The organism is Pseudidiomarina terrestris (genome assembly GCF_030466405.1).
GTDB lineage: Bacteria > Pseudomonadota > Gammaproteobacteria > Enterobacterales > Alteromonadaceae > Pseudidiomarina > Pseudidiomarina terrestris.
In genome coordinates, this window is sequence record NZ_JAGGJF010000003.1 from 1 (window position 1) to 20,147 (window position 20,147).

At 53.9% G+C, this 20,147-nt stretch carries 21 protein-coding genes and 1 rRNA gene; 14 read left to right on the plus strand and 8 right to left on the minus strand.

Annotation, left to right across the window (positions count from 1 at the left end; all coding sequences use genetic code 11):
- Nucleotides 1-213: 213 nt before the first annotated feature.
- Nucleotides 214-328 (plus strand): 5S ribosomal RNA (gene rrf / locus J6J34_RS06895).
- Nucleotides 329-396: 68 nt separating this feature from the next.
- Here rrf and J6J34_RS06900 read toward each other — a convergent pair.
- Entirely contained in the window at nt 397-1,083 is a 687-nt protein-coding gene (locus tag J6J34_RS06900) for a DUF4097 family beta strand repeat-containing protein (protein WP_301721959.1), read from the minus strand.
- 153 nt (nt 1,084-1,236) lie between these two features.
- Here J6J34_RS06900 and J6J34_RS06905 point away from each other — a divergent pair, with 153 nt between their 5' ends.
- Both J6J34_RS06905 and J6J34_RS06910 read left to right on the plus strand, forming a co-directional pair.
- A complete protein-coding gene (locus tag J6J34_RS06905) occupies nt 1,237-1,779 on the plus strand; it encodes a cytochrome b (protein WP_301835114.1) in 543 nt (180 codons plus the stop codon).
- A gap of 18 nt (nt 1,780-1,797) precedes the next feature.
- Nucleotides 1,798-2,376, plus strand: coding sequence for a YceI family protein (locus tag J6J34_RS06910; RefSeq protein ID WP_301774578.1), 579 nt, complete (start codon nt 1,798-1,800; stop codon nt 2,374-2,376).
- 25 nt (nt 2,377-2,401) lie between these two features.
- On the opposite strand, the gene J6J34_RS06915 is transcribed toward J6J34_RS06910, so the two are convergent.
- From J6J34_RS06915 to cyaY, 5 genes are read right to left on the minus strand one after another with little or no spacing between them, the layout of a single operon-like run.
- Nucleotides 2,402-3,556 carry a heme biosynthesis HemY N-terminal domain-containing protein gene (locus J6J34_RS06915; protein WP_301898718.1) on the minus strand — a complete coding sequence of 385 codons (1,155 nt, stop codon included), beginning with the start codon at nt 3,554-3,556 and terminating at the stop codon, nt 2,402-2,404.
- Nucleotides 3,553-4,692: a uroporphyrinogen-III C-methyltransferase gene (locus J6J34_RS06920; protein ID WP_301898719.1), complete on the minus strand. Its 1,140-nt coding sequence runs from the start codon at nt 4,690-4,692 to the stop codon at nt 3,553-3,555. Before J6J34_RS06920 ends, J6J34_RS06915 begins: the two co-directional genes overlap by 4 nt.
- Before the next feature lie 3 nt (nt 4,693-4,695).
- Nucleotides 4,696-5,475, minus strand: a complete 780-nt coding sequence (locus tag J6J34_RS06925; protein WP_301721964.1) for a uroporphyrinogen-III synthase — start codon at nt 5,473-5,475, stop codon at nt 4,696-4,698.
- Nucleotides 5,472-6,413 carry a hydroxymethylbilane synthase gene (hemC, locus tag J6J34_RS06930; RefSeq protein WP_301721965.1) on the minus strand — a complete coding sequence of 314 codons (942 nt, stop codon included), beginning with the start codon at nt 6,411-6,413 and terminating at the stop codon, nt 5,472-5,474. The genes J6J34_RS06925 and hemC overlap by 4 nt, the downstream gene beginning before the upstream one ends.
- Nucleotides 6,414-6,415: 2 nt before the next feature.
- Complete coding sequence (cyaY, locus tag J6J34_RS06935; protein WP_301721966.1) at nt 6,416-6,736, minus strand: iron donor protein CyaY; 321 nt, start codon at nt 6,734-6,736, stop codon at nt 6,416-6,418.
- 104 nt (nt 6,737-6,840) lie between these two features.
- Between cyaY and lptM the strand changes: the two genes are divergently transcribed.
- From lptM to uvrD, 7 genes are all read left to right on the plus strand, one after another.
- Nucleotides 6,841-6,987: an LPS translocon maturation chaperone LptM gene (gene lptM, locus J6J34_RS12510; protein WP_418055184.1), complete on the plus strand. Its 147-nt coding sequence runs from the start codon at nt 6,841-6,843 to the stop codon at nt 6,985-6,987.
- Entirely contained in the window at nt 6,984-8,237 is a 1,254-nt protein-coding gene (gene lysA / locus J6J34_RS06940) for a diaminopimelate decarboxylase (protein ID WP_301721967.1), read from the plus strand. Before lptM ends, lysA begins: the two co-directional genes overlap by 4 nt.
- A gap of 11 nt (nt 8,238-8,248) precedes the next feature.
- Complete coding sequence (dapF, locus tag J6J34_RS06945; RefSeq protein WP_323125369.1) at nt 8,249-9,055, plus strand: diaminopimelate epimerase; 807 nt, start codon at nt 8,249-8,251, stop codon at nt 9,053-9,055.
- The gene (locus tag J6J34_RS06950; RefSeq protein ID WP_301721969.1) at nt 9,052-9,750 is read left to right on the plus strand and encodes a DUF484 family protein; all 699 of its coding nucleotides are present in this window, start codon (nt 9,052-9,054) and stop codon (nt 9,748-9,750) included. Before dapF ends, J6J34_RS06950 begins: the two co-directional genes overlap by 4 nt.
- The gene (locus tag J6J34_RS06955) at nt 9,737-10,636 is read left to right on the plus strand and encodes a tyrosine recombinase XerC (RefSeq protein WP_301721971.1); all 900 of its coding nucleotides are present in this window, start codon (nt 9,737-9,739) and stop codon (nt 10,634-10,636) included. Before J6J34_RS06950 ends, J6J34_RS06955 begins: the two co-directional genes overlap by 14 nt.
- A gap of 23 nt (nt 10,637-10,659) precedes the next feature.
- Nucleotides 10,660-11,376, plus strand: coding sequence for an HAD-IA family hydrolase (locus J6J34_RS06960; protein WP_301721974.1), 717 nt, complete (start codon nt 10,660-10,662; stop codon nt 11,374-11,376).
- A gap of 90 nt (nt 11,377-11,466) precedes the next feature.
- A complete protein-coding gene (uvrD, locus tag J6J34_RS06965; protein ID WP_301898721.1) occupies nt 11,467-13,668 on the plus strand; it encodes a DNA helicase II in 2,202 nt (733 codons plus the stop codon).
- On the opposite strand, the gene rarD is transcribed toward uvrD, so the two are convergent.
- Entirely contained in the window at nt 13,644-14,543 is a 900-nt protein-coding gene (gene rarD, locus J6J34_RS06970) for an EamA family transporter RarD (RefSeq protein ID WP_301721978.1), read from the minus strand. The genes uvrD and rarD overlap by 25 nt on opposite strands.
- 173 nt (nt 14,544-14,716) lie before the next feature.
- On the opposite strand from rarD, the gene recQ reads away from it, so the two are divergent.
- From recQ to J6J34_RS06985, 3 genes are all read left to right on the plus strand, one after another.
- Entirely contained in the window at nt 14,717-16,534 is a 1,818-nt protein-coding gene (gene recQ / locus J6J34_RS06975) for a DNA helicase RecQ (RefSeq protein ID WP_301721980.1), read from the plus strand.
- Between the two features lie 99 nt (nt 16,535-16,633).
- On the plus strand, nt 16,634-17,731 hold the full coding sequence (locus tag J6J34_RS06980) for a transporter substrate-binding domain-containing protein (protein ID WP_301898722.1): 1,098 nt from the start codon (nt 16,634-16,636) through the stop codon (nt 17,729-17,731).
- A gap of 29 nt (nt 17,732-17,760) precedes the next feature.
- Nucleotides 17,761-18,729: a Vgb family protein gene (locus J6J34_RS06985; RefSeq protein ID WP_301898723.1), complete on the plus strand. Its 969-nt coding sequence runs from the start codon at nt 17,761-17,763 to the stop codon at nt 18,727-18,729.
- Here the strand turns inward: J6J34_RS06985 and J6J34_RS06990 are convergent.
- Nucleotides 18,726-19,085, minus strand: coding sequence for a diacylglycerol kinase (locus J6J34_RS06990; RefSeq protein WP_301721985.1), 360 nt, complete (start codon nt 19,083-19,085; stop codon nt 18,726-18,728). The genes J6J34_RS06985 and J6J34_RS06990 overlap by 4 nt on opposite strands.
- A 73-nt stretch (nt 19,086-19,158) precedes the next feature.
- On the opposite strand from J6J34_RS06990, the gene J6J34_RS06995 reads away from it, so the two are divergent.
- Nucleotides 19,159-20,136, plus strand: a complete 978-nt coding sequence (locus J6J34_RS06995; protein WP_301898724.1) for a hypothetical protein — start codon at nt 19,159-19,161, stop codon at nt 20,134-20,136.
- Nucleotides 20,137-20,147: the final 11 nt, after the last annotated feature.

Genomic DNA, 20,147 nt, shown 5'->3' on the forward strand with positions numbered 1-20,147 from the left:
GTGGAAGCGTAGTAATGCGTTGAGCTAACCCGTACTAATTGCCCGTGAGGCTTAACCATACAACACCGAAGGTGTTTAGGGTTGTCTTGAACTGCATAAGTTCGAAAACCTTTACCGAAATAGTGACACGTTGCCAGGTGCAACGTGCGATAAGCAGAGTGGCACCAAAGCTCTAGTACAATCAGCTTAGTTTATGTTGTTTAACAGTTTATGCCTGGCGGCAATAGCGAAGTGGAACCACCTGATCCATTCCGAACTCAGTAGTGAAACGCTTCAGCGCCGATGGTAGTGTGGGGCTTCCCCATGTGAGAGTAGGACACCGCCAGGCTTTAATTATCGAAAAGCCCTCAGCTAACGCTGGGGGCTTTTTTTATGCCCGCCGGTTCGGACTTGGTCTTACTGAATATTCACCCGGCCGGAGCCGCTTTCAATAATTCTTAAACTCCCGACCGTGCCTACTTTTATATCGCCCGAGCCGTCGTCAATAGTGACTGCGCCGGCGATCCGGTCAATTTCCATACTGCCAGAACCGTCTTCGATGTCGAGATTACCGCTTAGATCGCGCACGGTAATACCACCTGAGCCGTCGTCAATCCGCACGTTGCGACCACCGACGATGGTCATGCTTCCGGATCCATCTTCGATCCGCATATCCGCTCTAACTCCCTGAATATCGATGCTGCCCGAACCATCATCAACGTTTAGATGAAAGGATTCAGGAACACGAACTGTGGCATCAATACGGGCATTATTATTGCCATAGGAGGATGAGTCAAAATCGGCCACGAAGACACCTTGCTCACCATTTCTATGCAACGTGAGACGAATGCTTTCGGCCTCGTGGTAATAGACTTCCGCCGTGACCGCGATCTCGGTACGCCCTGCTTCACCGATGATCTCCAAACTTCCTGCTCCCGTATCAACACTAAGTTCGGTAAGATCCGCGCCACTTAAGGTGAGGGTTCGCGTTTCATGGCTTAAGTCACGTTCGCCCCAGCCCACATCACCCCTGGCGCTATCAACATAGATCACGCAGCCACCTAAAAATGAGGCCATGGTGAGTACTAGCACGCTTCGTTTCATTGTTATCGCCTTATTCTCATTGATTGCGAACATAGTAGCTCATCTTGCATGAATGTAACCATTCTATCAAATCGAACGTTCGCTGCGATTTTTAGCACTATTCATTTTATTAAATTGAATTAAACTGACCGCCTGTTAACTCAGGAAAGGCTTATGTTGAAAAATACTTCGTCAAGTTATGGCTGGTTAGCTATCGCCATCCATTGGCTTTCAGCCATCGCGGTTATTGGCTTGTTTGCTTTAGGTTATTGGATGCTAACCCTGAGCTATTACGATCCCTGGTACCGCTTAGGGCCATGGTGGCACAAGTCGATTGGCTTGAGCTTGTTGGCCCTGACACTGCTTCGCATGGGTTGGCGCTGGATGACCGTCCGGCCTGAACTGATAGGTAGCCGCTTCGAGAAGTTTGGGGCTCGGGTCGGGCACGCCCTACTGTATGCGTTGTTGCTGGTGACTATGGTGAGTGGTTATCTGATTTCGACTGCGGATGGCAGCGCGATATCGGTGTTTGATTGGTTCGAAGTACCTGCGGTGATCACGACCCTACCTGAACAAGAGGAAATCGCTGGCGACATCCATTGGTATGCAGCATTAAGTTTAGTCATTTTGGCCGGCGTACATGCGCTGGCAGCGATACGACATCATTTCTGGAATAAGGATGCGACCTTAAAGCGCATGCTTAAACCGCAAAAGTAAAACCTTAAGGAGGTAAACATGAAAAAATTACTACTCGCAGCGGCCGTTAGCGCAGCATTAAGCGGTGCCTTAGGCCAGGCCCAGGCAGCGGACTACGCCATTGATATTGAAGGTCAGCACGCTTTTATACAGTTTAAGATCAGCCATTTAGGTTACAGCTACCTGTTGGGAGAGTTCACTGATTTTGATGGCAGCTTTAGCTACGATGAAAGCAACCCAGGCGCAGCTTCTGTGCAAGTGACTATCGACACCAGTAGCATCGATAGCAACCATGCAGAGCGCGATAAACACTTACGCAGCGACGACTTCCTGGCAGTGGACGAGTATCCGCAGGCACGCTTTGTGTCGACCAGTTATACGCCAAATGGCGACGGCACAGGGACACTGGCGGGTGACTTAACCTTGCGTGGCGTGACTCAGCCGATTGAAATTGCAGTGAACGAAATTGGCGCGGGCCCGGATCCATGGGGCGGTTTCCGTCGTGGTTTCGAAGGTAAAGTCACGCTGACGCCTGCGAACTTTGGCTTCGACTATGATCTTGGCCCTGCTGCCGAGACCCTGGATATGTACTTGTCCATCGAAGGGATACGTCAGTAACGGTATTGGCGAAACGGCGCTGCGGTTAATCCCGCAGCGCTTTTTCGTAGGCTTCAAGCGCCGCCTGCGAGTTACCTTGCGCCGCGTAAACATGGGCTAAATCAAGCCAGACGCGACGAGACGGTACCAACTCGGCGGAACGGCGTAACGCACGCTCGGCCAGGGACCACTCTTTGGTCAGTAATGCAATTTGCCCCATCGCCTGTAACAACAGGCCATCTTCGGGCTGTTTCTTTAACTGGCTTTGCAGGTAATCACGTAACTCGGGACCTGGCACCAGTAATTGCTTCTCTAACAAATGAGCAAGTTTGATGTCGCCGCGTTTTAATCCGCGTGCGGCAACTTTGTCTGCTGCATCTAACTGTTGGTAAATCTTAAGTACCGCTAGGTAGGCCCGGCGGATAGGTGCGGTGCGTCGATTATCACGGGTCAGATTGCGCCAGTGCGTTGCCAGGCTTGCCTGACCCTCGCGACCCGCGGCGAGGAAGCGCTCGCGGTAGGCTTTTTCCAGCAGCTCGCTACGCTCGGTTTCGCTGAGCAACTGCAAGCGGTCAGCGTCATTCAGACAGGCGATGACATCATCCCAGCGGTGCAGGTTCTGATATGCACTTAATGCGAGACGAAGTAATTGCGGGTGACGCGGGTAATCGCGACGCAACTGCTGGATGTCACTCATGCGGTTAGCAGCCTGTTGCGGATCCTGCTGCAACGTGAAGAGTGTCTCAGCAAGAGCCAGCTCGCCTGGTCGGGGCGCATGCTGCAACCACTCCCGTGCCTGCGCAAAGTCCTCGTTACGCGCTGCTGCGTAGCTTGCAAACAGTGCGACTGTGCCGTCGTGGCGTAATTGCCAGCTGCGATTAAAAGCACTGGATGCAGTATGTAGATCGCCATTAACGAGAGCCTCAGCACCTTCAGTTAAGGCCGTCTTAGCTTTGCTGGTACGACGCTCACCGAACCACTTAAGGCCCCAACTGGTGCCACGGACCAGGCGCATGACAAAACCGACAAGCACGCGTAACAGGATGATGGCAACCGCCAGCATAATCACCGCGGCCACCAGACTGGTTTCTACGGTGTAGTTACCCAGTGCAATCAGCATGTAACCTGTATTGCCTTCCCACAAAGGGCCGATAAAGAGACCTGCGATCAACAGTAGTACAATAATCCAGGCATATTTCATTGAGAAACTCCCGCGGTGAGTGCACGTGCCAGGCGATTTAACACTGGCAGGCTGCGCAATTGTGCAGGTAAGTCGGGTTCTAAGCTTTGCGTGGCCAGCTCATCAAGTTCGGACTTCAGCGCGGTAAGGTCAAGGTCGCTTTGTGTCTGAACCTCGCTGATAAGGCGCTGTGCCTCGCTGACACTGGCCTGATAGAGCGCGTCCGACTGACTTAGAGCCGCCTGTTGGGCGAGCTGCAGTTGCAGTAACACACGTTGCTTACTGAGCTCAACGAAGGCCATGGACAGCTGTGGCTCAATCGGCTTTTCCCGGTGTTGCACCCGGATCAGCTGGTCAAACAAGGTTTTAGCACTTGCCTGTAAACGCTCGTACCAGGGTGCGTCAGCGCTGACCGTATTACCGGTCAGCGTGCGCGTAGGTGCGCTCAGCTGCCACTGCTGCTCAGCCAGCTGAGTGCGCAAACTACTCAATTCCATAGCCACCTGAACATGGGCATCAGTAGTGAGTGAACGCAGCACTACTTTGTCGTCATTAATTGCCTGCCGTGCGGCTTGATAGGCTGGATTGTTCAGCGCCGCCAGATGGGAATCAGCTAACTCCAGCAGTTGCAGCGCCAATTTAGGTTGTTGGTCGATATAAAGCTTATTACTCGCTTGCTCGACCAGATGACGCGCTTCTAAAACCCGCCATGCGGTCGCCTGCGACACGTCTAACGCAGCGAACTCTGCCTGCACGGATCGCACACTGCGCTGCAAGTCGCCAAGCTCCTGGGCTTGATCGCTGACATTCCGGCGCAAATTATCTGCGACCTGATCCAGTTGCTGGCTGACTTGTTGCGGAAGTTTTTGCTGCTGCTGACTAAGCTGCTGTAACTCGTTTTGCACTTGTTCGAGTTGCTTTTGCTGCTGACCGGCTTGGTGTTCCAACTGTTGATTGGTGCTCAGCAACTCCTGATAAACATAGCGGTAGCCAACCCAACCTGCAGCCGCGATAAGTAGCAACAGAATCAGCACCAGCACCCATGCGAAAGTCCCTTTCGTACGAGACTTTTCAGCGATCGCTTCGTCTGCGTCAGTTTGCTCTGAAGCATCGTTCGGTTGCTCGTTTTCGGGTTCCTGTTTCAAGTCATTCGACATGGTTTAAACTTCCTTCGTTAGTTGAATCGCCTGCTGCCATGCATCTACCATAGCAAAACTTGCGGCACTATCGGCAACTACCACACGCCGACTTAGCCCACTGGGCAGTAATTGCTGTAAGCGAGCGCTTGCTACCACCCAGATACACTCCGCTAGCCAGTCCTTAGAATCATTGGGGACCGCGGCGAGAAATGCGCCCAGCTGCTCGGCGCTGGTGACCATAATTGTATCAATCCCCTGCTGCCATTCACTAAGCTGCGAAGCGGTCGGCGGCTGTGACTGGCGCTGGTAAACTTCCAGATAGGTCACCTCTGCGCCGCGCGCGCGCAAGGTATCAGCGAACAGTTCGCGGCCACCGTGGCCGCGAATGATCAACCAGCGCTGTCCTTCGACCTGCTGCAATTCGGGTAACGCCAGTAACGCATCACTGTTGTGTTGGCGCCAGGGGCAACAGACCGGCCGCTGCACCACGTCCGAGATAGCTTTGGCACTGACCGGGCCTACCGCAAACCAGCGACAGCGCGGCATAGCGGCTTGCGGCGCCCATGCTCGCGCTTGTTTGGCAAAATAATGGGCCGCATTCACACTGACCATCATGGCACCATGCCACTGTTCGGCCAGTATGTTCGCTAAGCTGTAATTGGGGTCGTCGTACTCACTGATCCTCAACATGCTGGCACTTTGCGAGGTAACAGGCACCTGCAACTGCTCAGCACGCTGAGCAAGCAGCTGCTGTAACTCGGCCGCTTGCGCCTGGGGTCGGAGGATCAGGATGTTGTTCATGAGTGTAATTCGTTCTCCGCATACACATCGTTCAGTATGGTACCAGCGCCCCGGGCCAACAGGTACTCAGCGAGCTCGGTGCCAAGTGCTTCAGCATGGTCGCGGTGGCCTTTGATATCACCTTCTATAATCTCACTACCGTCGGGGCGACCGACTAAGCCACGCAGATGAAGTTGGTCACCATGCAGCTCCGCATAGGCGCCGATAGGCACTTGACAGCCCCCTTGTAAGCGGCGGTTCATGGCGCGTTCGGCCAATACACAGCTACTGGTGTCAGGGCACGTCAGTGGTGCCAACAAGGCCTTAGTGGCGGTGTCGTCGGTGCGGCATTCAATCCCCAGCACACCCTGGCCATTTGCCGGTAAACAGATATCCGCTGGCAGCCGCTGGCGAATCCGCTCGCCAAGGTCGAGGCGAATTAAGCCGGACGCCGCCAGAATAATAGCGTCAAACTGGCCATCATCGAGTTTGCCCAGACGCGTTTGCACGTTGCCGCGTAGATCACGGATTTGCACGTGCGGGTAGCGCGCCAGGATCTGGCATTTGCGACGTAAGCTACAGGTACCGACGATGGCGCCTTCCGGTAATTCATCCAAATTATGATACTGGTTGGAAACAAAGGCATCGCGCGGGTCTTCGCGCTCGCAGATGCCAAATAACTCGAGTCCGGGGGGAAACTCCACCGGTAGATCTTTCATTGAATGCACAGCCAAATCGGCACGTTCTTCCAACATCGCGACTTCGAGCTCTTTTACAAACAGGCCTTTACCGCCAATTTTCGCCAGCGGCGTGTCCAGAATGATGTCGCCCTTGGTGCTCATGGGCACCAGTTCGACAGTCACATGCTCATGTAAGGCCTCAAGACGAGCCTTAATATGCTCGGCTTGCCAAAGCGCCAGGAGACTTTTTCGTGTCGCGATGCGTAATGTGGTCGTCATGCTTACTCCGCTTTCAGCGTGATCGGTTGTCCAGCCTGTTTGCTGCCAGCTTCTGATAATAAGCTCCACAGCTCGGCACCGGTGCGGTTATCAATCCATTCACCATCCCGGTATTCAAAATGGTGACCATTAAACTTGGTCGCCACCCATAACTGCTGTAATGGTGGCTGTTTGTTAATCACCATCTTGGTGTCGTTGGGGAAGGTCAACTCAAGAATGTCGCCGCCTGACTCGCAATCAATATCGATTCCGGTCTTTTCGAAAGCTTCTTCTATTGCCAAAATGGTTGCTTCGGCTAGCTCATGATAATCGTGGTCTTGCATGTCGACTCCTGATAATGACATTTGCGCGCTGCAATGCGATGATAAGCGCACGGTTAATTTGCAATTCACAAGGGTACAGTTTACCGATGTTTAAGCTGAAAGTAATGCGTCCAATCATTGTAGCAGCAACCTTGGGCTTGGTCGCCTGTGGCCAGAAGGGACCACTGGAGATGCCACCGCCTGCGGAAAAGAATCAGCCATCGACAAGCGTAGCCTCTGCGCCAGTACAGGAAACTAAAAAAGTATTATGAGCTTTACATACCAAGGAAACGAATTTTTTGCTGAAGATTGCTCGGTCGCAGACCTCGCAGCAAAGCACGGGACGCCATTGTTCGTCTACTCTAAGGCGGCGATCACTGCCAACTGGCAGCAGTTTGCCCGGCACTGGCCGGCACCGCATAAACTTTGCTACGCGGTAAAAGCCAACTCCAATCTGGCGGTTCTTAACCTGTTAGCGCGGCTGGGTGCTGGCTTTGATATCGTCTCTGGCGGTGAGCTTGCACGGGTGCTGGCAGCAGGCGGTAAAGCACAGGACGTGGTGTTCTCTGGTGTTGGTAAAAGCCATGACGAAATTGCCTATGCGTTGGATCAGAATATCGGCTGCTTTAATGTGGAATCCGCTGCCGAGCTTGAACGGATCCAGCAAATTGCCAGTGACAAAGGTGTTATCGCACCGATTTCCCTGCGGGTGAACCCGGATGTTGATGCCCAGACCCACCCTTATATTGCTACGGGGCTGAAGGCGAATAAATTTGGTATTGCAATGAGCGAGGCGCTGGCAGTCTTCCGGCGTGGCGCAACGTTGTCGAATCTGGATATGCGCGGTATCGATTGCCATATTGGCTCGCAAATCCTCAGTCCACAGCCATTTCTTGATGCCTCTGAGCGGATGTTCAGTTTAATTGAAACGCTTCGCGCGGAAGGCATTCATATTACCCATCTGGATATGGGGGGCGGCTTCGGCATTCCTTACCAGCATGAAGAAAAGCTGGAAGTGAGTGGTTACTTACAAACCCTGCAGAGGAAAGCTGAAGCGATCGGAGATCTGACCTTAATGCTGGAGCCAGGTCGTGCCATTGTCGGCAACGCCGGCATCATGGTCACCAAAGTGGAGTACTACAAACCAGGCAGTGAAAAGAACTTCCTGCTGGTCGATGCTGGTATGAATGACCTGCTGCGACCATCACTTTACAATGCCTATCATGCCATCGTGCCGGTGAACCGCCACGAAGGGCTGGATGAGCAGTTAGTGGACGTTGTGGGTCCGGTTTGTGAGACTGGCGACTTTTTTGGCCATGCGCGTCACCTGGCAGCACAGGAAGGTGATTTATTGGCGGTAATGAACGCAGGGGCCTACGGTTTCACTATGGCGTCAAATTACAATACCCGTCCGCGGGCCGCAGAAGTGATGGTACATGGTGATAGTGCCACTTTAATTCGTGAGCGCGAACCGCTTGCCAGTTTGTGGCAGGGTGAACACTTGCTCGGAGATGACGCGTGAACTTCAGCAAGATGCACGGCCTGGGTAACGATTTCATGGTGATTGATAACGTGACCCAGACCATTTTTGTTAACCCGGAGCAAATCCGTCAGTGGGCGGATCGGCATCGGGGGATTGGCTTCGATCAGCTGTTGCTGGTCGAGCCACCGTATGACCCGGATCTCGATTTTCATTACCGTATTTTTAATGCAGATGGTAGCGAGGTCGCTCAGTGTGGTAATGGCGCGCGCTGTTTTGCCCTATTTGTAAAACAACGTGGGCTGAGTAACAAAAATCACCTGCGGGTGAGTACAAAAGCTGGCAATATGGTCTTGCATCATGAGCGTGATGGGCGTATCACAGTAGAGATGGGCGAGCCACGATTTGCGCCTGGCGCGGTGCCTTTTAAAGCAAATAAAGAAGAATTGACCTATGTTCTTAGAGTACAGGAACAGACCGTACTCTGTGGCGTCATGGGGTTGGGTAATCCGCACTGTGTCACCGAAGTAGACGCGATTGAGCAGGCTCCGCTCGCCACACTTGGACAGGCTTTGGCCACGCATGAGCGGTTTCCAGAAGGCGTGAATGCAGGCTTTATGCAAATCATTGATCGCAATCACATCAAGCTGCGCGTCTTCGAGCGCGGCGCTGGTGAAACCCAGGCTTGTGGCAGTGGCGCATGCGCCGCCGCTGTCATCGGTATGCGGTTAGGTAAACTAGATGACACCGTATTGGTTGACTTGCCAGGCGGACAATTAACGATTCGCTGGCAACCGGGGCAAACCGTGCGCATGACCGGGCCCGCACAACATGTTTATGACGGACACATGAAACTATGAGCACCGAAGCAAAAAAACAAGCTCAACAAACACGCGTCGATGACACTTTGATTGCCGCTTATCTTGAAGAAAACCCGGACTTTTTCGATCGGCACCCCGAGCTGTTGCAGCAACTCAGTGTGCGTCATCAGACCAAGGGCGCAGTATCGCTGGTCGAACGCCAGCAGCAGGTACTTCGTCAGCGAGTGCAGCACCTGGAAGAAGAAATTACCGAACTGATGGTGACGGCGCGCCGTAATGAGGAGCTGTTTCGTTACTTTAGCGAGCTTTACCTGAAGCTACTGCAAAGTCAGAGCATTGAGGAAGTCATGGACAGTCTGCAGCAGACGTTCTCAGAACAGTTGCAGATGCCGGCGTTAACTCTGAAGTTTTTTGATAGCCCGCTGGAGCTTGAAACTCAGTTCACGTTCGCCGCAGACACCCATAAACAGTTGTTGAGCAAACGCTTTCGCGACGACAGTATTTACCTGGGCCGCTTGACCACCGATGAACAAAAATTGCTGTTCCCGGATGAATCTATCGCCTCGGTGGTGCTGCTGTTACTCGGTGATAAAGGTGAGTTAGGAATGCTGGCCATTGGCAACCATGATGCCGGGCATTTTGAGCCAGCGATGGATACGCTGCTGGTCAAGCAACTGCAGGTGTTGTTAAGCCAGATCCTGCCACCCCTTTTAAAACACCATGAAGCTCGCTGAGGTCAGACAGAAATTCCTGAACCACCTGGCTGGCGAGCGCGGGCTTGCCGAGCATACCTTATCGAATTACGGCCGCGTATTACGGCATGATATCGACTTCTTTGACAGCGAGGGCATCGATGAGGTCAAAGGCATTGGCGTCAGTCAGTTTGAACGCCTGTTTATGCAATGGCGGCGCCAGGGCCTTGGTGATGCCTCGTTAGCCTTGCGACTGGCAGCGTGGCGGAGTTGTTTCGATTACTGTATACGGCAGGGCTGGCGCGACGATAATCCGGCCCGGCAGACCAAGGCCCCGAAAAGCGCCAAGCGCTTGCCTAAGAATCTCGATGTCGACAGCATCAGTCAATTATTAAAGCTCCCCGAAGATGATGAGCTGGCCATCCGCGACGCCGCTATCATGGAGTTACTTTATGGCAGCGGCCTGCGCTTGGCTGAACTGGTGGCCCTTGATATTGACGCCATTAATCCACGTCACCAGGAGTTACGCGTGCTGGGTAAAGGTGGCAAAACTCGCATCGTACCTTACGGCCGGTGTGCTGCAGAAGCCTTACGTAAATGGTTACCGGTGCGGAATAAATGGTTACACGGTCATTTGACCGAAGTCGCGTTGTTTATCAGTCAGCGGCAGCGGCGGATCAGTCCGCGAACGGTGCAGCAGCGGCTCAACCACTGGGGGCGTCAGCAAGGTCTGAATGGCAGTCTGCACCCACATAAACTGCGCCATTCCTTTGCCTCACATATGTTAGAATCCAGTGGTGATTTACGTGCGGTACAGGAGCTGCTGGGACATGCCAATTTAAGTACCACCCAGGTTTATACCCACCTGGATTTCCAGCACCTGTCAAAAGTCTACGATGCCGCGCACCCGCGCGCACGTAAGAAATAACAACCTCAAGTAAAAAGGACGCTATGCAGTTTTTTCGTCGCTTGCAACCTGTTCAGGCCCTCAGCTTTGACCTCGATGACACCTTGTACGATAACGTGCCGGTCATGCAAAAGGCCGAGGCGGAAAGTTATCGTGCGCTGTGTCAGCGGTATCCGGAAGCAGCTCGCTGGAGCGTGCAGCAATGGGCGCAGCGGCGTTGGCAGTTAATGCAAAATGAACCTGATCTGGCGAGCGATATGACCGCCTTGCGTCTGGCTACGCTCAGCCGCGGCCTGCAGGAACTCGGTGTGGCAGAGGCTGCCGCCCGGCAAGGTGCCGACGATATTTTCGCGACCTTTTTGCACTTTCGCAATCAGGTGCAAATTGCGCCAGATACGCATCAGTTGTTGCAAGCTCTCGCCGAGCGCTATCCGTTAGTGGCGCTCAGCAATGGCAACGTGGATACTGCGGCGATTGGTCTGCGTGATTACTTCAGCGCGGTGGTGCAGCCGGGCAGCGGCCTGCGGGGCAAACCGCATAGCGATATGTTTGCCAAAATCGGGCCACTGTTCCCGCAGATTGCACCCCAGGGCTGGTTGCATGTGGGCGACAGTCCTTATGCCGACATCCTCGGCGCACAGCGCATGGGCTGGCAGACCGCCTGGTACCGCAGCGGTATCTATGTTGCTGATCAGCTGCATGTTCTGCCAGTGTTCGCCTTCGACGAGCTGCGCCAGTTGCAGCAGCTACTGCTGAAATAAACTCAGACCCCGCCTACGGCGCAGTAACTGGTTGCATATACAGTAGTGCGCCTTTAAACTGACCACAGCTTTCAACGAATGGATTTTGCTATGACCTCGCATCCCTTGCTCGAGCAACTTAACGACAAGCAGCGCGCCGCTGTAGGTGCACCAGAACGACACATGCTGGTGCTGGCCGGCGCCGGTAGTGGTAAAACCCGAGTGCTGGTGCATCGGATTGCCTGGCTCATGCAGGAACTTCGGTTATCGCCCTACAGTATTATGGCGGTGACCTTTACCAACAAAGCAGCCGCGGAAATGCGCGGGCGCGTCGAAGAACTTATGGGCAGTTCAACTCGTGCAATGTGGATTGGCACCTTCCATGGGCTGGCGCATCGTTTGTTGCGCGCGCATTACATGGATGTGGACTTACCCCAGAATTTTCAGATCCTCGATAGTGATGATCAGCAGCGCATGCTCAAGCGCATCATGCGCAGCTTGAATCTGGACGAGAAGCGCTGGTCGCCAAAACAGGCGCAGTGGTTTATTAACGCCAAAAAAGACGAAGGTTTACGGCCGCATCATCTGGATGGGCTGGATTTTAACGAGCGCACCTACAAAGAGATCTACGACGCCTATCAGGTCGCCTGTGATCGCGCTGGTTTAGTTGATTTCGCTGAGTTACTGCTACGGGCGCATGAATTATTGCGCGATAACCGCATTGTCCGGGAGCATTATCAGCGCCGGTTTCGCCATATTCTGGTTGATGAGTTTCAGGATACCAACGCAATTCAGTATGCTTGGGTCAAGCTGCTCTCCGGTGCCGGTAGCGATAAAGAGCACGAGAACTTCGTGACCATCGTCGGCGATGATGATCAGTCTATTTATGGCTGGCGCGGTGCGAAAATTGAAAACATTCACCAGTTTACTTTGGATTTTCCTGCGGTTGAGACCATCCGTTTAGAACAGAACTATCGTTCCACAAATACCATTTTAAGCGCTGCCAACAGTGTTATCGCTAACAACAGCGACCGGCTGGGTAAAGAGCTCTGGACCGAGGGCGGCATGGGCGAGCCTATCGACTTGTACGCCGCCTACAACGAGCTGGACGAGGCGCGCTATATTTCCAGTCAGATAGAAGCCTGGCATGAGCAAGGCAATGCCTTACAGGATGTGGCACTGCTGTACCGCAGTAATGCGCAGTCGCGGGTACTCGAAGAAGCCTTGCTACATAGCCGCATCCCCTACCGCATCTACGGTGGCTTACGCTTCTTTGATCGACAAGAAGTCAAAGACGCGCTGGCTTATCTGCGCTTGCTTGCTAACCGTGACGATGACGCGGCATTGGAGCGTGTGATCAATACGCCGACCCGGGGTATCGGTGCGCGGACCCTGGATACCGTGCGCGAAGGCGCGCGCCAGCGCGGCACCTCTTTGTGGCAGGCCGCCAGGCAATTGGCCACGGAAAAAGTACTTACCGGGCGGGCCGCCAATGCGGTGCTGGCGTTTATCGATCTGATTGAACAGCTGGAAGACGAAACCGGTGAATACAGCCTTGGCCGGCAAGTCGACACCGTCATCAAAAGCAGCGGCTTGATGGCCATGTATCAGGCGGAAAAAGGTGAGAAAGCCGAAACCCGCGTGGAAAACTTAAAAGAGCTGGTAAACGCCTGCGATAACTTTGATCAGCTCGAACGGGTTGAGGAAGAAGAGCTGTCGCCGTTGAATGGATTTCTTGCTCATGCCGCACTGGAGTCGGGTGATGAGCAAGCCGATGAACATCAGGATGCGGTCCAGCTGATGACCTTGCACAGCGCAAAAGGTCTGGAGTTTCCACTGGTTTTCATGTGCGGCGTGGAAGAAGGATTGTTCCCTTCCCAGCAATCACTGGATGAGGCTGGCCGGCTCGCAGAAGAGCGGCGGCTGTGCTACGTCGGCATGACGCGGGCGATGCAGAAGCTGGTGATCAGCTATGCCGAGCAGCGCCGGGTGTATGGCCAGGAGAAGCTGCATACGCCGAGTCGCTTCATCGCTGAGATCCCCTCTGAAAATGTGCACCATGTGCGCATGCAAAGTCGTCGTAGCTTTTCCACGGAAACACCGAGTTACGGGCGTTTCCATACTGGCGCCAGTCATGAAGCTTTTGAGGAGAGCGGTTTTCAGCTGGGACAGCGGGTTCGTCATGTGAAATTTGGCGAGGGTACCGTCCTCAACTATGAGGGCTCTGGTCCGCAGAGCCGCATCCAAGTGAACTTTGATGACCTTGGCAGCAAATGGCTGGTGGTTGCTTACGCGCGTCTCGAACGCTGCTGATGCAACAAGGTATCAATGCTGTAAAGGGCTAATGCAGCCCAGATAATCGCAAACGTGACCAGCTTATCGGCCGCCAGTGGCTCGCCGTAAATCCAGACTGCAAGAATAAACATCAGGCTGGGCCCAATGTACTGAAAGAAACCTAAAGTGGCATAGCGAATGCGCTGTGCTGCCGCGGTGAAACAAAGCAGCGGTGCAGTCGTCACTATGCCGGCAGCCATCAGCAACAGATTAAGCTGCCAGGTATTCTGGGTCATGTCACTTGCCGCTGAGTCGGCAAAGAAGAACAGATAGATCAGCATCAAAGGTAACAGAATGGTGGTTTCCAGCCACAGACCCGTCATCGAATCCACCGGTAACCGCTTGCGAATTGCGCCATAAGTCGCAAAGCTGAAGGCCAGCGCCAACGCCACCCAGGGTACCGAGCCAAAGGAAATCACCTGAATTAAGACGCCGGTGACCGCCAGCGCAATGGCGATGAGCTGAAACCGTCGCATCCGCTCGGCAAAAAACACCATGCCAATGGCAACATTCAACAAAGGGTTGATGTAATAGCCCAGGCTGGCATCCAGAATATGATTGTTATTAATCGCCCAGATAAACAGAAACCAGTTTCCGCCGAGCAGGAAGGTTGCCAGAGTCAGCCGCAGCATGTGCGAGCGATTTTTTACCACCGGTTTGATGCGGTGCAGGCGGCGCAGGCCAATAATCAGCACCAATACCAGTACAAATGACCAAACAATACGATGACCCAGAATTTCAAGTGCAGGCACCTGTTGTAGAAACTTGAAGTAAATGGGCGCGATGCCCCACATAGTGTAAGCGGCAATAGCAAAAAGAACGCCGTGGCGACTGCGGGTTGCATCATCGGTCATGAGGTTAAGTTCCGGTGCTCTGGTTGAACTTCTGGCTCGGGTGCTGAAGTTGTACGAAAACTATGCAGTTACCACCAGGTTTCGTCCGAAATGATCGTTTGGCGGTGGTGATGCGTGCTTGGGATGCATACAATAGAGCCTATTGCCTATGAGCGTCAATCGGAGCTGTTGAAATGACTGCGCAACCGCTGTCAAAAGTCCTTGCCGAAGTTTTTGGTTACGCCGAATTCCGGCAGGGCCAGGAGCAAGTGATCGAGGCTGTTCAGCAAGGCCGTGACGCACTGGTGCTGATGCCCACAGGCGGCGGCAAGTCGCTCTGTTATCAGTTACCTGCGATCATGGGCGCAGGAGTGACGCTGGTCATTTCGCCATTGATTTCCCTTATGCAGGATCAGGTGGAAAGCCTGCAGGCGATGGGCGTAGCTGCCGGCGCCTTGCATAACGGGCTGGAGCAGAGCGAGCAGCAACAGCTGTTGCAACAAGCGGCCAGCGGTGAGCTGCGGCTGCTGTACGTCAGCCCTGAACGCGCCATGCAGGGCTATTTTATTCGTCAGCTGCAGCAATGGCAGGTGACCTTAATCGCCATCGATGAAGCGCACTGTATCTCACAATGGGGCCATGATTTCCGGCCTGAGTACGGCCAATTAGGGCAATTGCGTGAAGCTCTGCCCCAACTGCCCTTTATGGCGTTGACCGCCACCGCCGATGCTGCAACGGAAGCGGATATCGTGCAACGCCTGCACCTGCATCAGCCGGTCATCTACAAGAGCTCTTTTGATCGACCTAATATCCGCTACATCGTTGAAGAAAAATTCAAGCCACAGAAGCAATTGCGCGATTATGTCGTCAAGCAAAAAGGCGCGTCAGGCATCGTTTACTGCGGCAGCCGTAAACGTGTCGATGAACTGTCGGAACGGCTGCGGCAGGATGGTATCCGTGCGGCCGGCTATCATGCGGGCATGGACCATGACGAACGCAATCACGTGCTGCGCGGTTTTGTCCGCGATGATATTGACGTCGTAGTGGCGACCGTTGCTTTTGGCATGGGCATTAATAAGCCCAATGTGCGCTTCGTGGTGCATTTTGACATTCCCCGCAGTATCGAAGCTTATTATCAGGAAACCGGCCGGGCAGGCCGCGACGGGCTGCCGGCGGAAGCGGTGTTGCTTTATGACCCAAGCGATGCCGGCTGGATCCGCAGCACCATCAATGATCATCCGGATGAGCAACGGCGCCAGGTCGAGCTGCAAAAATTCAACTCCATGCAGGCCTTAGGTGAGGCGCAAACCTGCCGCCGCCTGGTGCTTTTGAACTACTTCAACGAGTTCCGGGATAAAGCCTGTGGCAACTGTGATATCTGTCTTGATCCGCCGCGTCAGTACGATGGTACGGTGGATGCGCAAAAGGTCTTAAGCTGTATTTATCGGGTGGGCCAACGTTTTGGCGCCAACCATGTCATCGATGTGCTACGCGGCAGCCAGTCGCAGCGTTTAACTGCGCTCGGTCACGAGCAGCTTTCAACCTTTGGCCTTGGCGCTGATAAAAGCCAAACGCACTGGCTGGGCGTGATCCGCCAGCTCATACATCGAGGCCTGGTGGTGCAGAACATTCAGCATTATGGCACCTTGCAGTTGACCGAAGCGGCGCGTCCGGTGTTACGCGGTGAAGTGGCCTTGTCGCTGGCTGAACCGCGGGTCAACCTGGCAGTAAGTAAGCCCAAAGTGACCGACCGCGGCGATTACGACAAGCTGTTATTCCGGCGCTTACGGGCATTGCGAAAAAGCATTGCTGATGCGGAAGAAAAACCACCTTTTGTGGTGTTTAACGACAGCACTCTGGTCGAGATGGCGGTGCACTATCCCATTGATGAGGCCAGTATGCTGCAGATTTCCGGAGTCGGCCAGACCAAGCTCGAGCGTTATGGCGCCGCTTTTATCGATGCCATCAGTGCCTATCTGGATGCCGATGACGAACCTTTATTGCAGCGTTAAGCGCTGGCGCTGAATCGCCTATAGCCATCCAATTTCGTTTCAGGTCTGTATACTAAGGTAAGTGTGCCTTGAGCATAGTCCTAGAAACAAGGAGTTGGAATGAAAATTCAGTTGCGCAAGTTACTCGTGCTCACCCTATTGCTGTTTTCACCCTTCACGCTGGCGCAGATCGCAGCGCCTGAACAGGCGGGTGTCACCACCGGAGAAATCACGGTTGCGGTACGTGTGAGTCCGCCGTTTGTCATGAAAGATGCGAACGGTGACTACCATGGCCTGACGATTGAGCTATGGGAGCATATTGCTGAAGTCAATAATTACAACTTTAGTTACCGGGAAACCGGCCTTGAGCAGTTGATTGACGGTGTCGCCAATGGCGACTTTGCCGTAGGTCTTGGCGCCATCTCGGTAACTGCCGAGCGCGAGCGACGCATTGATTTTACCTTACCCTTTTACAATGCCGGGCTGGGAATCGCCGTACCAGCGGCCGCTGAGCCGGGTTGGTGGACCGTAACCAAGCGCTTTTTCAGCTTTGAATTTTTAACGGTAATGGCGGCGCTAACCTTGATTTTACTGGGCGCCGGTGTGCTGGTGTGGCTGGCTGAGCGCCGCCATAACCCTGAGGAATTCAGTGACAGCAAGGTCAAAGGGCTCGGCGCGGGCTTCTGGTGGGCTGCGGTCACCATGACCACTGTCGGCTACGGTGATAAATCCCCCCGCACGTTGATGGGTCGTGGCGTTGCACTGATCTGGATGTTTACCAGCGTCATTATTATTTCAAGCTTTACCGCTTCAATCACTTCCGCCCTAACCGTGAATAAGCTCTCTACCCGGGTGCAAGGCAAAGACGATCTGGCCAATGTCCGCGTCGCCAGTGTGCCCGCGTCCTACAGTGCGTATTGGCTGGACCGTGAAAATATCGGCTACCAGCATTACAGTGATCTCACTACTGCATTAGAGAATGTGCAAGCTGGTAAAGCAGATGCGGTGGTGTACGATGCGCCGTTGCTTAAATATCAGTTACGCAAAGACTTTTCCGGGCTGACGGTACTCAAGGATGTGTTCGCGCCGCAGGATTATGCATTAGTGTTGCCGCCGCAGGCGAGCGAACGTGAGGTGATCAACCGTACCTTGCTGCGCTACATTCGCAGTTCTGAGTGGCGGCAGTCGATCCAGCGTTATTTAGGTGATGTTCTATAATCAGACAACACTTAATGGTTGGAGGTCTTATGTTAGGTCTTACTTTGGGTTTGTTGCTAAGTGCCAGTGCGGCACCCGCCACTGTCACTATCAATGAGTGGCAGGTTCCCTGGCCGGACTCGCGGCCGCGTGACCCCTATGTGCAGTCAGACGATAAGGTCTGGTTTGTCGGCCAACGTTCCGATTATGCGGCTATTTTAAACCCGCAAACGGGCGATTTTAAACGTATCGATTTGCCCGATGGTGCCGGGCCTCACAACATTATCGTTGATGAGCGCGGGGCCTGGTACGCAGGCAATAAGGCGGCGCATATTGGTAAGATTTCCCATGCTGACTATTCTATTACCCAATACCCCTTACCGGGCGATGGCCGCCGCGACGTGCACACGATGCAGTTTACCAGTGATGGCAATATCTGGTTTACCGCCCAGGGCGCGAATAAGTTTGGCTATTTTGATGTTGCTGAAAACAACATCGAACTCTACTCGATCGAAACCCCGCGGGCGCGGCCCTATGGCCTGATTGTCGTAAACGATCAGCCCTGGCTGACGCTATTTGGTTCGCATAAGTTAGTGACCTATGAAGACGGTCAGGTCCAGGAGATTGAACTGCCGCGACCCGATGCCAACCGACCGCGCCGGATCGCTTTAGGCAGTGATGGTGGCATTTGGTATGTAGACTATGCCGGTGGCTATCTGGGTCGCTACGATCGCGCCACCGAACAGGTCAACGAATGGGCTATGCCGGCAGGTGGAGGTTCACTGCCTTATGGCATGGCTGCCGACAACAAGGGTTATGTCTGGTTCGCGGAAACCGGGCCACAGCCAAACCGTATCGTCGGCTTCCATATTGCCTCGGAAACCTTTACCGACCCGGTTGCGGTGCCAAGCGGTGGCGGTACCATCCGCCATATGGTATTTGATGAAGCGCGGCAGAGCTTATGGTTCGGTACTGACGCCAACACCGTTGGCCAAGCGAAAATCAGTTACAGCGATTAGTTCAACAGCACCAGTAACCAGGTTACTGCAATCGTGATCAAGGAGAACATGACAGCGGTGGAAGCGATGTCCTTCGCTTTGCCGCTGAGTTCATGTAGATCGGGACTAATGCGATCGATGGTGGCCTCGATGGCGGAGTTCAGGAATTCCACAATCAGTAATATCAGCACCGGCAGAATCAGGAGCGCTCGCTCAACCCCGCTCTGACCCAGCCACAAGGCCAGCGGGATGAGCACCAATGCCAGTAAGCAATCCTGCCGCACGGCAGCTTCAGATTGCAGCGCGAAGCGAAAGCCGCGCAGTGAGTTGCGGGTGGCGCGAACAATGCGCATCAGTCCGTGCTGGGGTGGTTTCATTTGTTGCTCTTTTCGTTTCAGCCAGATGGTGTAGAGTGTAGTACAGGACACGATTTAAGGATGGCTTAACTGTATGGCCGAAAGCAATCATTGGCAACTGATTCCACTCGACACCTTTGAGCGCCCGTCGGCGCCCGCGACCACCGCGATTCAGCAGGCCTGGTCACAGCTTCGCAAGCTGTTTATTGCGGAAGAAGATGACGATGTGAACCCTGATGAACAGGACTTCCCGCACTATCGTGAATTCGACCTGGCGCCGGCAGTCGCGGCCATAGATACCTGTTGGGATGCCGACGAGCCTCCGTCCGTGCGGTTCGTGATTAGTGCGCCATTTAGCGGTAGCGGCGCTATTTTCCGTGAGTGGGCCAAACAAAACGGCTATCAGCAGCTCGAGCCGCCCAGCCTGGAACAGTTAGGGCAAGCGGACACAGACGCTTGGTGGCAACAACAGGCAAGCGAACGTTGGCTTATTGACGAATTTTCATCCTTCTGGTTACGCACCACCGAACATATGCAGTTTATGCGAGCCCTGTTGCCACGGTTATTGCGCGGCGAACTGGGGACCGGTGTGGTGGTGATCGATAGCTGGACCTTTGCATTTTTGCACCGCGCCTGGCCATTGAGCTTACCCCACTGTTATTGCTTTGCCGCGGCTACGCCTGAGTTGCTGAAGGACAGCGGGGTCATCGCCAGTGATAAGCGCCTGCGTAACCTTGCCGCCAAAGCGCGCGGCAACTTAGGCGTTGCGCTGGCGCTGTGGGCGGTCGAGCAGGATGAGGAGCGCAGCTTACCGCGCTTGCCCAGCGAAGCGGATGACTCCACAGCGTTCATTTTGTACAGCCTGCTCTTACATCACGGTCTTAAAGGCGAATATTTACAGATGGTGCTGCCACTGATGGCGGCAAATCAGCTGGATGTGCAGCTGTTAAGACTGCAGCAAAATGGCATTATTGATCTGGATGAAAATAAGGTTTGGCGGATCAACGTTTACGCTTACCCTGATGTACGCGAATTTTTGGCGGCGCGTGGCTTTTGGCTTGATGGATTTTAATGAGGACCGAA

Coding starts and splice junctions, on each gene's coding strand:
- J6J34_RS06905 (WP_301835114.1), top strand. CDS start 1,237: ATGTTGAAAAATACTTCGTCAAGTTATGGCTGGTTAGCTATCGCCATC.
- J6J34_RS06990 (WP_301721985.1), bottom strand. CDS start 19,085: ATGAAACCACCCCAGCACGGACTGATGCGCATTGTTCGCGCCACCCGC.
- J6J34_RS06955 (WP_301721971.1), top strand. CDS start 9,737: ATGAAGCTCGCTGAGGTCAGACAGAAATTCCTGAACCACCTGGCTGGC.
- J6J34_RS06950 (WP_301721969.1), top strand. CDS start 9,052: ATGAGCACCGAAGCAAAAAAACAAGCTCAACAAACACGCGTCGATGAC.
- J6J34_RS06920 (WP_301898719.1), bottom strand. CDS start 4,692: ATGTCGAATGACTTGAAACAGGAACCCGAAAACGAGCAACCGAACGAT.
- J6J34_RS06960 (WP_301721974.1), top strand. CDS start 10,660: ATGCAGTTTTTTCGTCGCTTGCAACCTGTTCAGGCCCTCAGCTTTGAC.
- J6J34_RS06925 (WP_301721964.1), bottom strand. CDS start 5,475: ATGAACAACATCCTGATCCTCCGACCCCAGGCGCAAGCGGCCGAGTTA.
- cyaY (WP_301721966.1), bottom strand. CDS start 6,736: ATGCAAGACCACGATTATCATGAGCTAGCCGAAGCAACCATTTTGGCA.
- J6J34_RS06915 (WP_301898718.1), bottom strand. CDS start 3,556: ATGAAATATGCCTGGATTATTGTACTACTGTTGATCGCAGGTCTCTTT.
- lysA (WP_301721967.1), top strand. CDS start 6,984: ATGAGCTTTACATACCAAGGAAACGAATTTTTTGCTGAAGATTGCTCG.
- rarD (WP_301721978.1), bottom strand. CDS start 14,543: ATGACCGATGATGCAACCCGCAGTCGCCACGGCGTTCTTTTTGCTATT.
- recQ (WP_301721980.1), top strand. CDS start 14,717: ATGACTGCGCAACCGCTGTCAAAAGTCCTTGCCGAAGTTTTTGGTTAC.
- lptM (WP_418055184.1), top strand. CDS start 6,841: ATGCGTCCAATCATTGTAGCAGCAACCTTGGGCTTGGTCGCCTGTGGC.
- J6J34_RS06985 (WP_301898723.1), top strand. CDS start 17,761: ATGTTAGGTCTTACTTTGGGTTTGTTGCTAAGTGCCAGTGCGGCACCC.
- dapF (WP_323125369.1), top strand. CDS start 8,249: ATGCACGGCCTGGGTAACGATTTCATGGTGATTGATAACGTGACCCAG.
- uvrD (WP_301898721.1), top strand. CDS start 11,467: ATGACCTCGCATCCCTTGCTCGAGCAACTTAACGACAAGCAGCGCGCC.
- hemC (WP_301721965.1), bottom strand. CDS start 6,413: ATGACGACCACATTACGCATCGCGACACGAAAAAGTCTCCTGGCGCTT.
- J6J34_RS06900 (WP_301721959.1), bottom strand. CDS start 1,083: ATGAAACGAAGCGTGCTAGTACTCACCATGGCCTCATTTTTAGGTGGC.
- J6J34_RS06995 (WP_301898724.1), top strand. CDS start 19,159: ATGGCCGAAAGCAATCATTGGCAACTGATTCCACTCGACACCTTTGAG.
- J6J34_RS06980 (WP_301898722.1), top strand. CDS start 16,634: ATGAAAATTCAGTTGCGCAAGTTACTCGTGCTCACCCTATTGCTGTTT.
- J6J34_RS06910 (WP_301774578.1), top strand. CDS start 1,798: ATGAAAAAATTACTACTCGCAGCGGCCGTTAGCGCAGCATTAAGCGGT.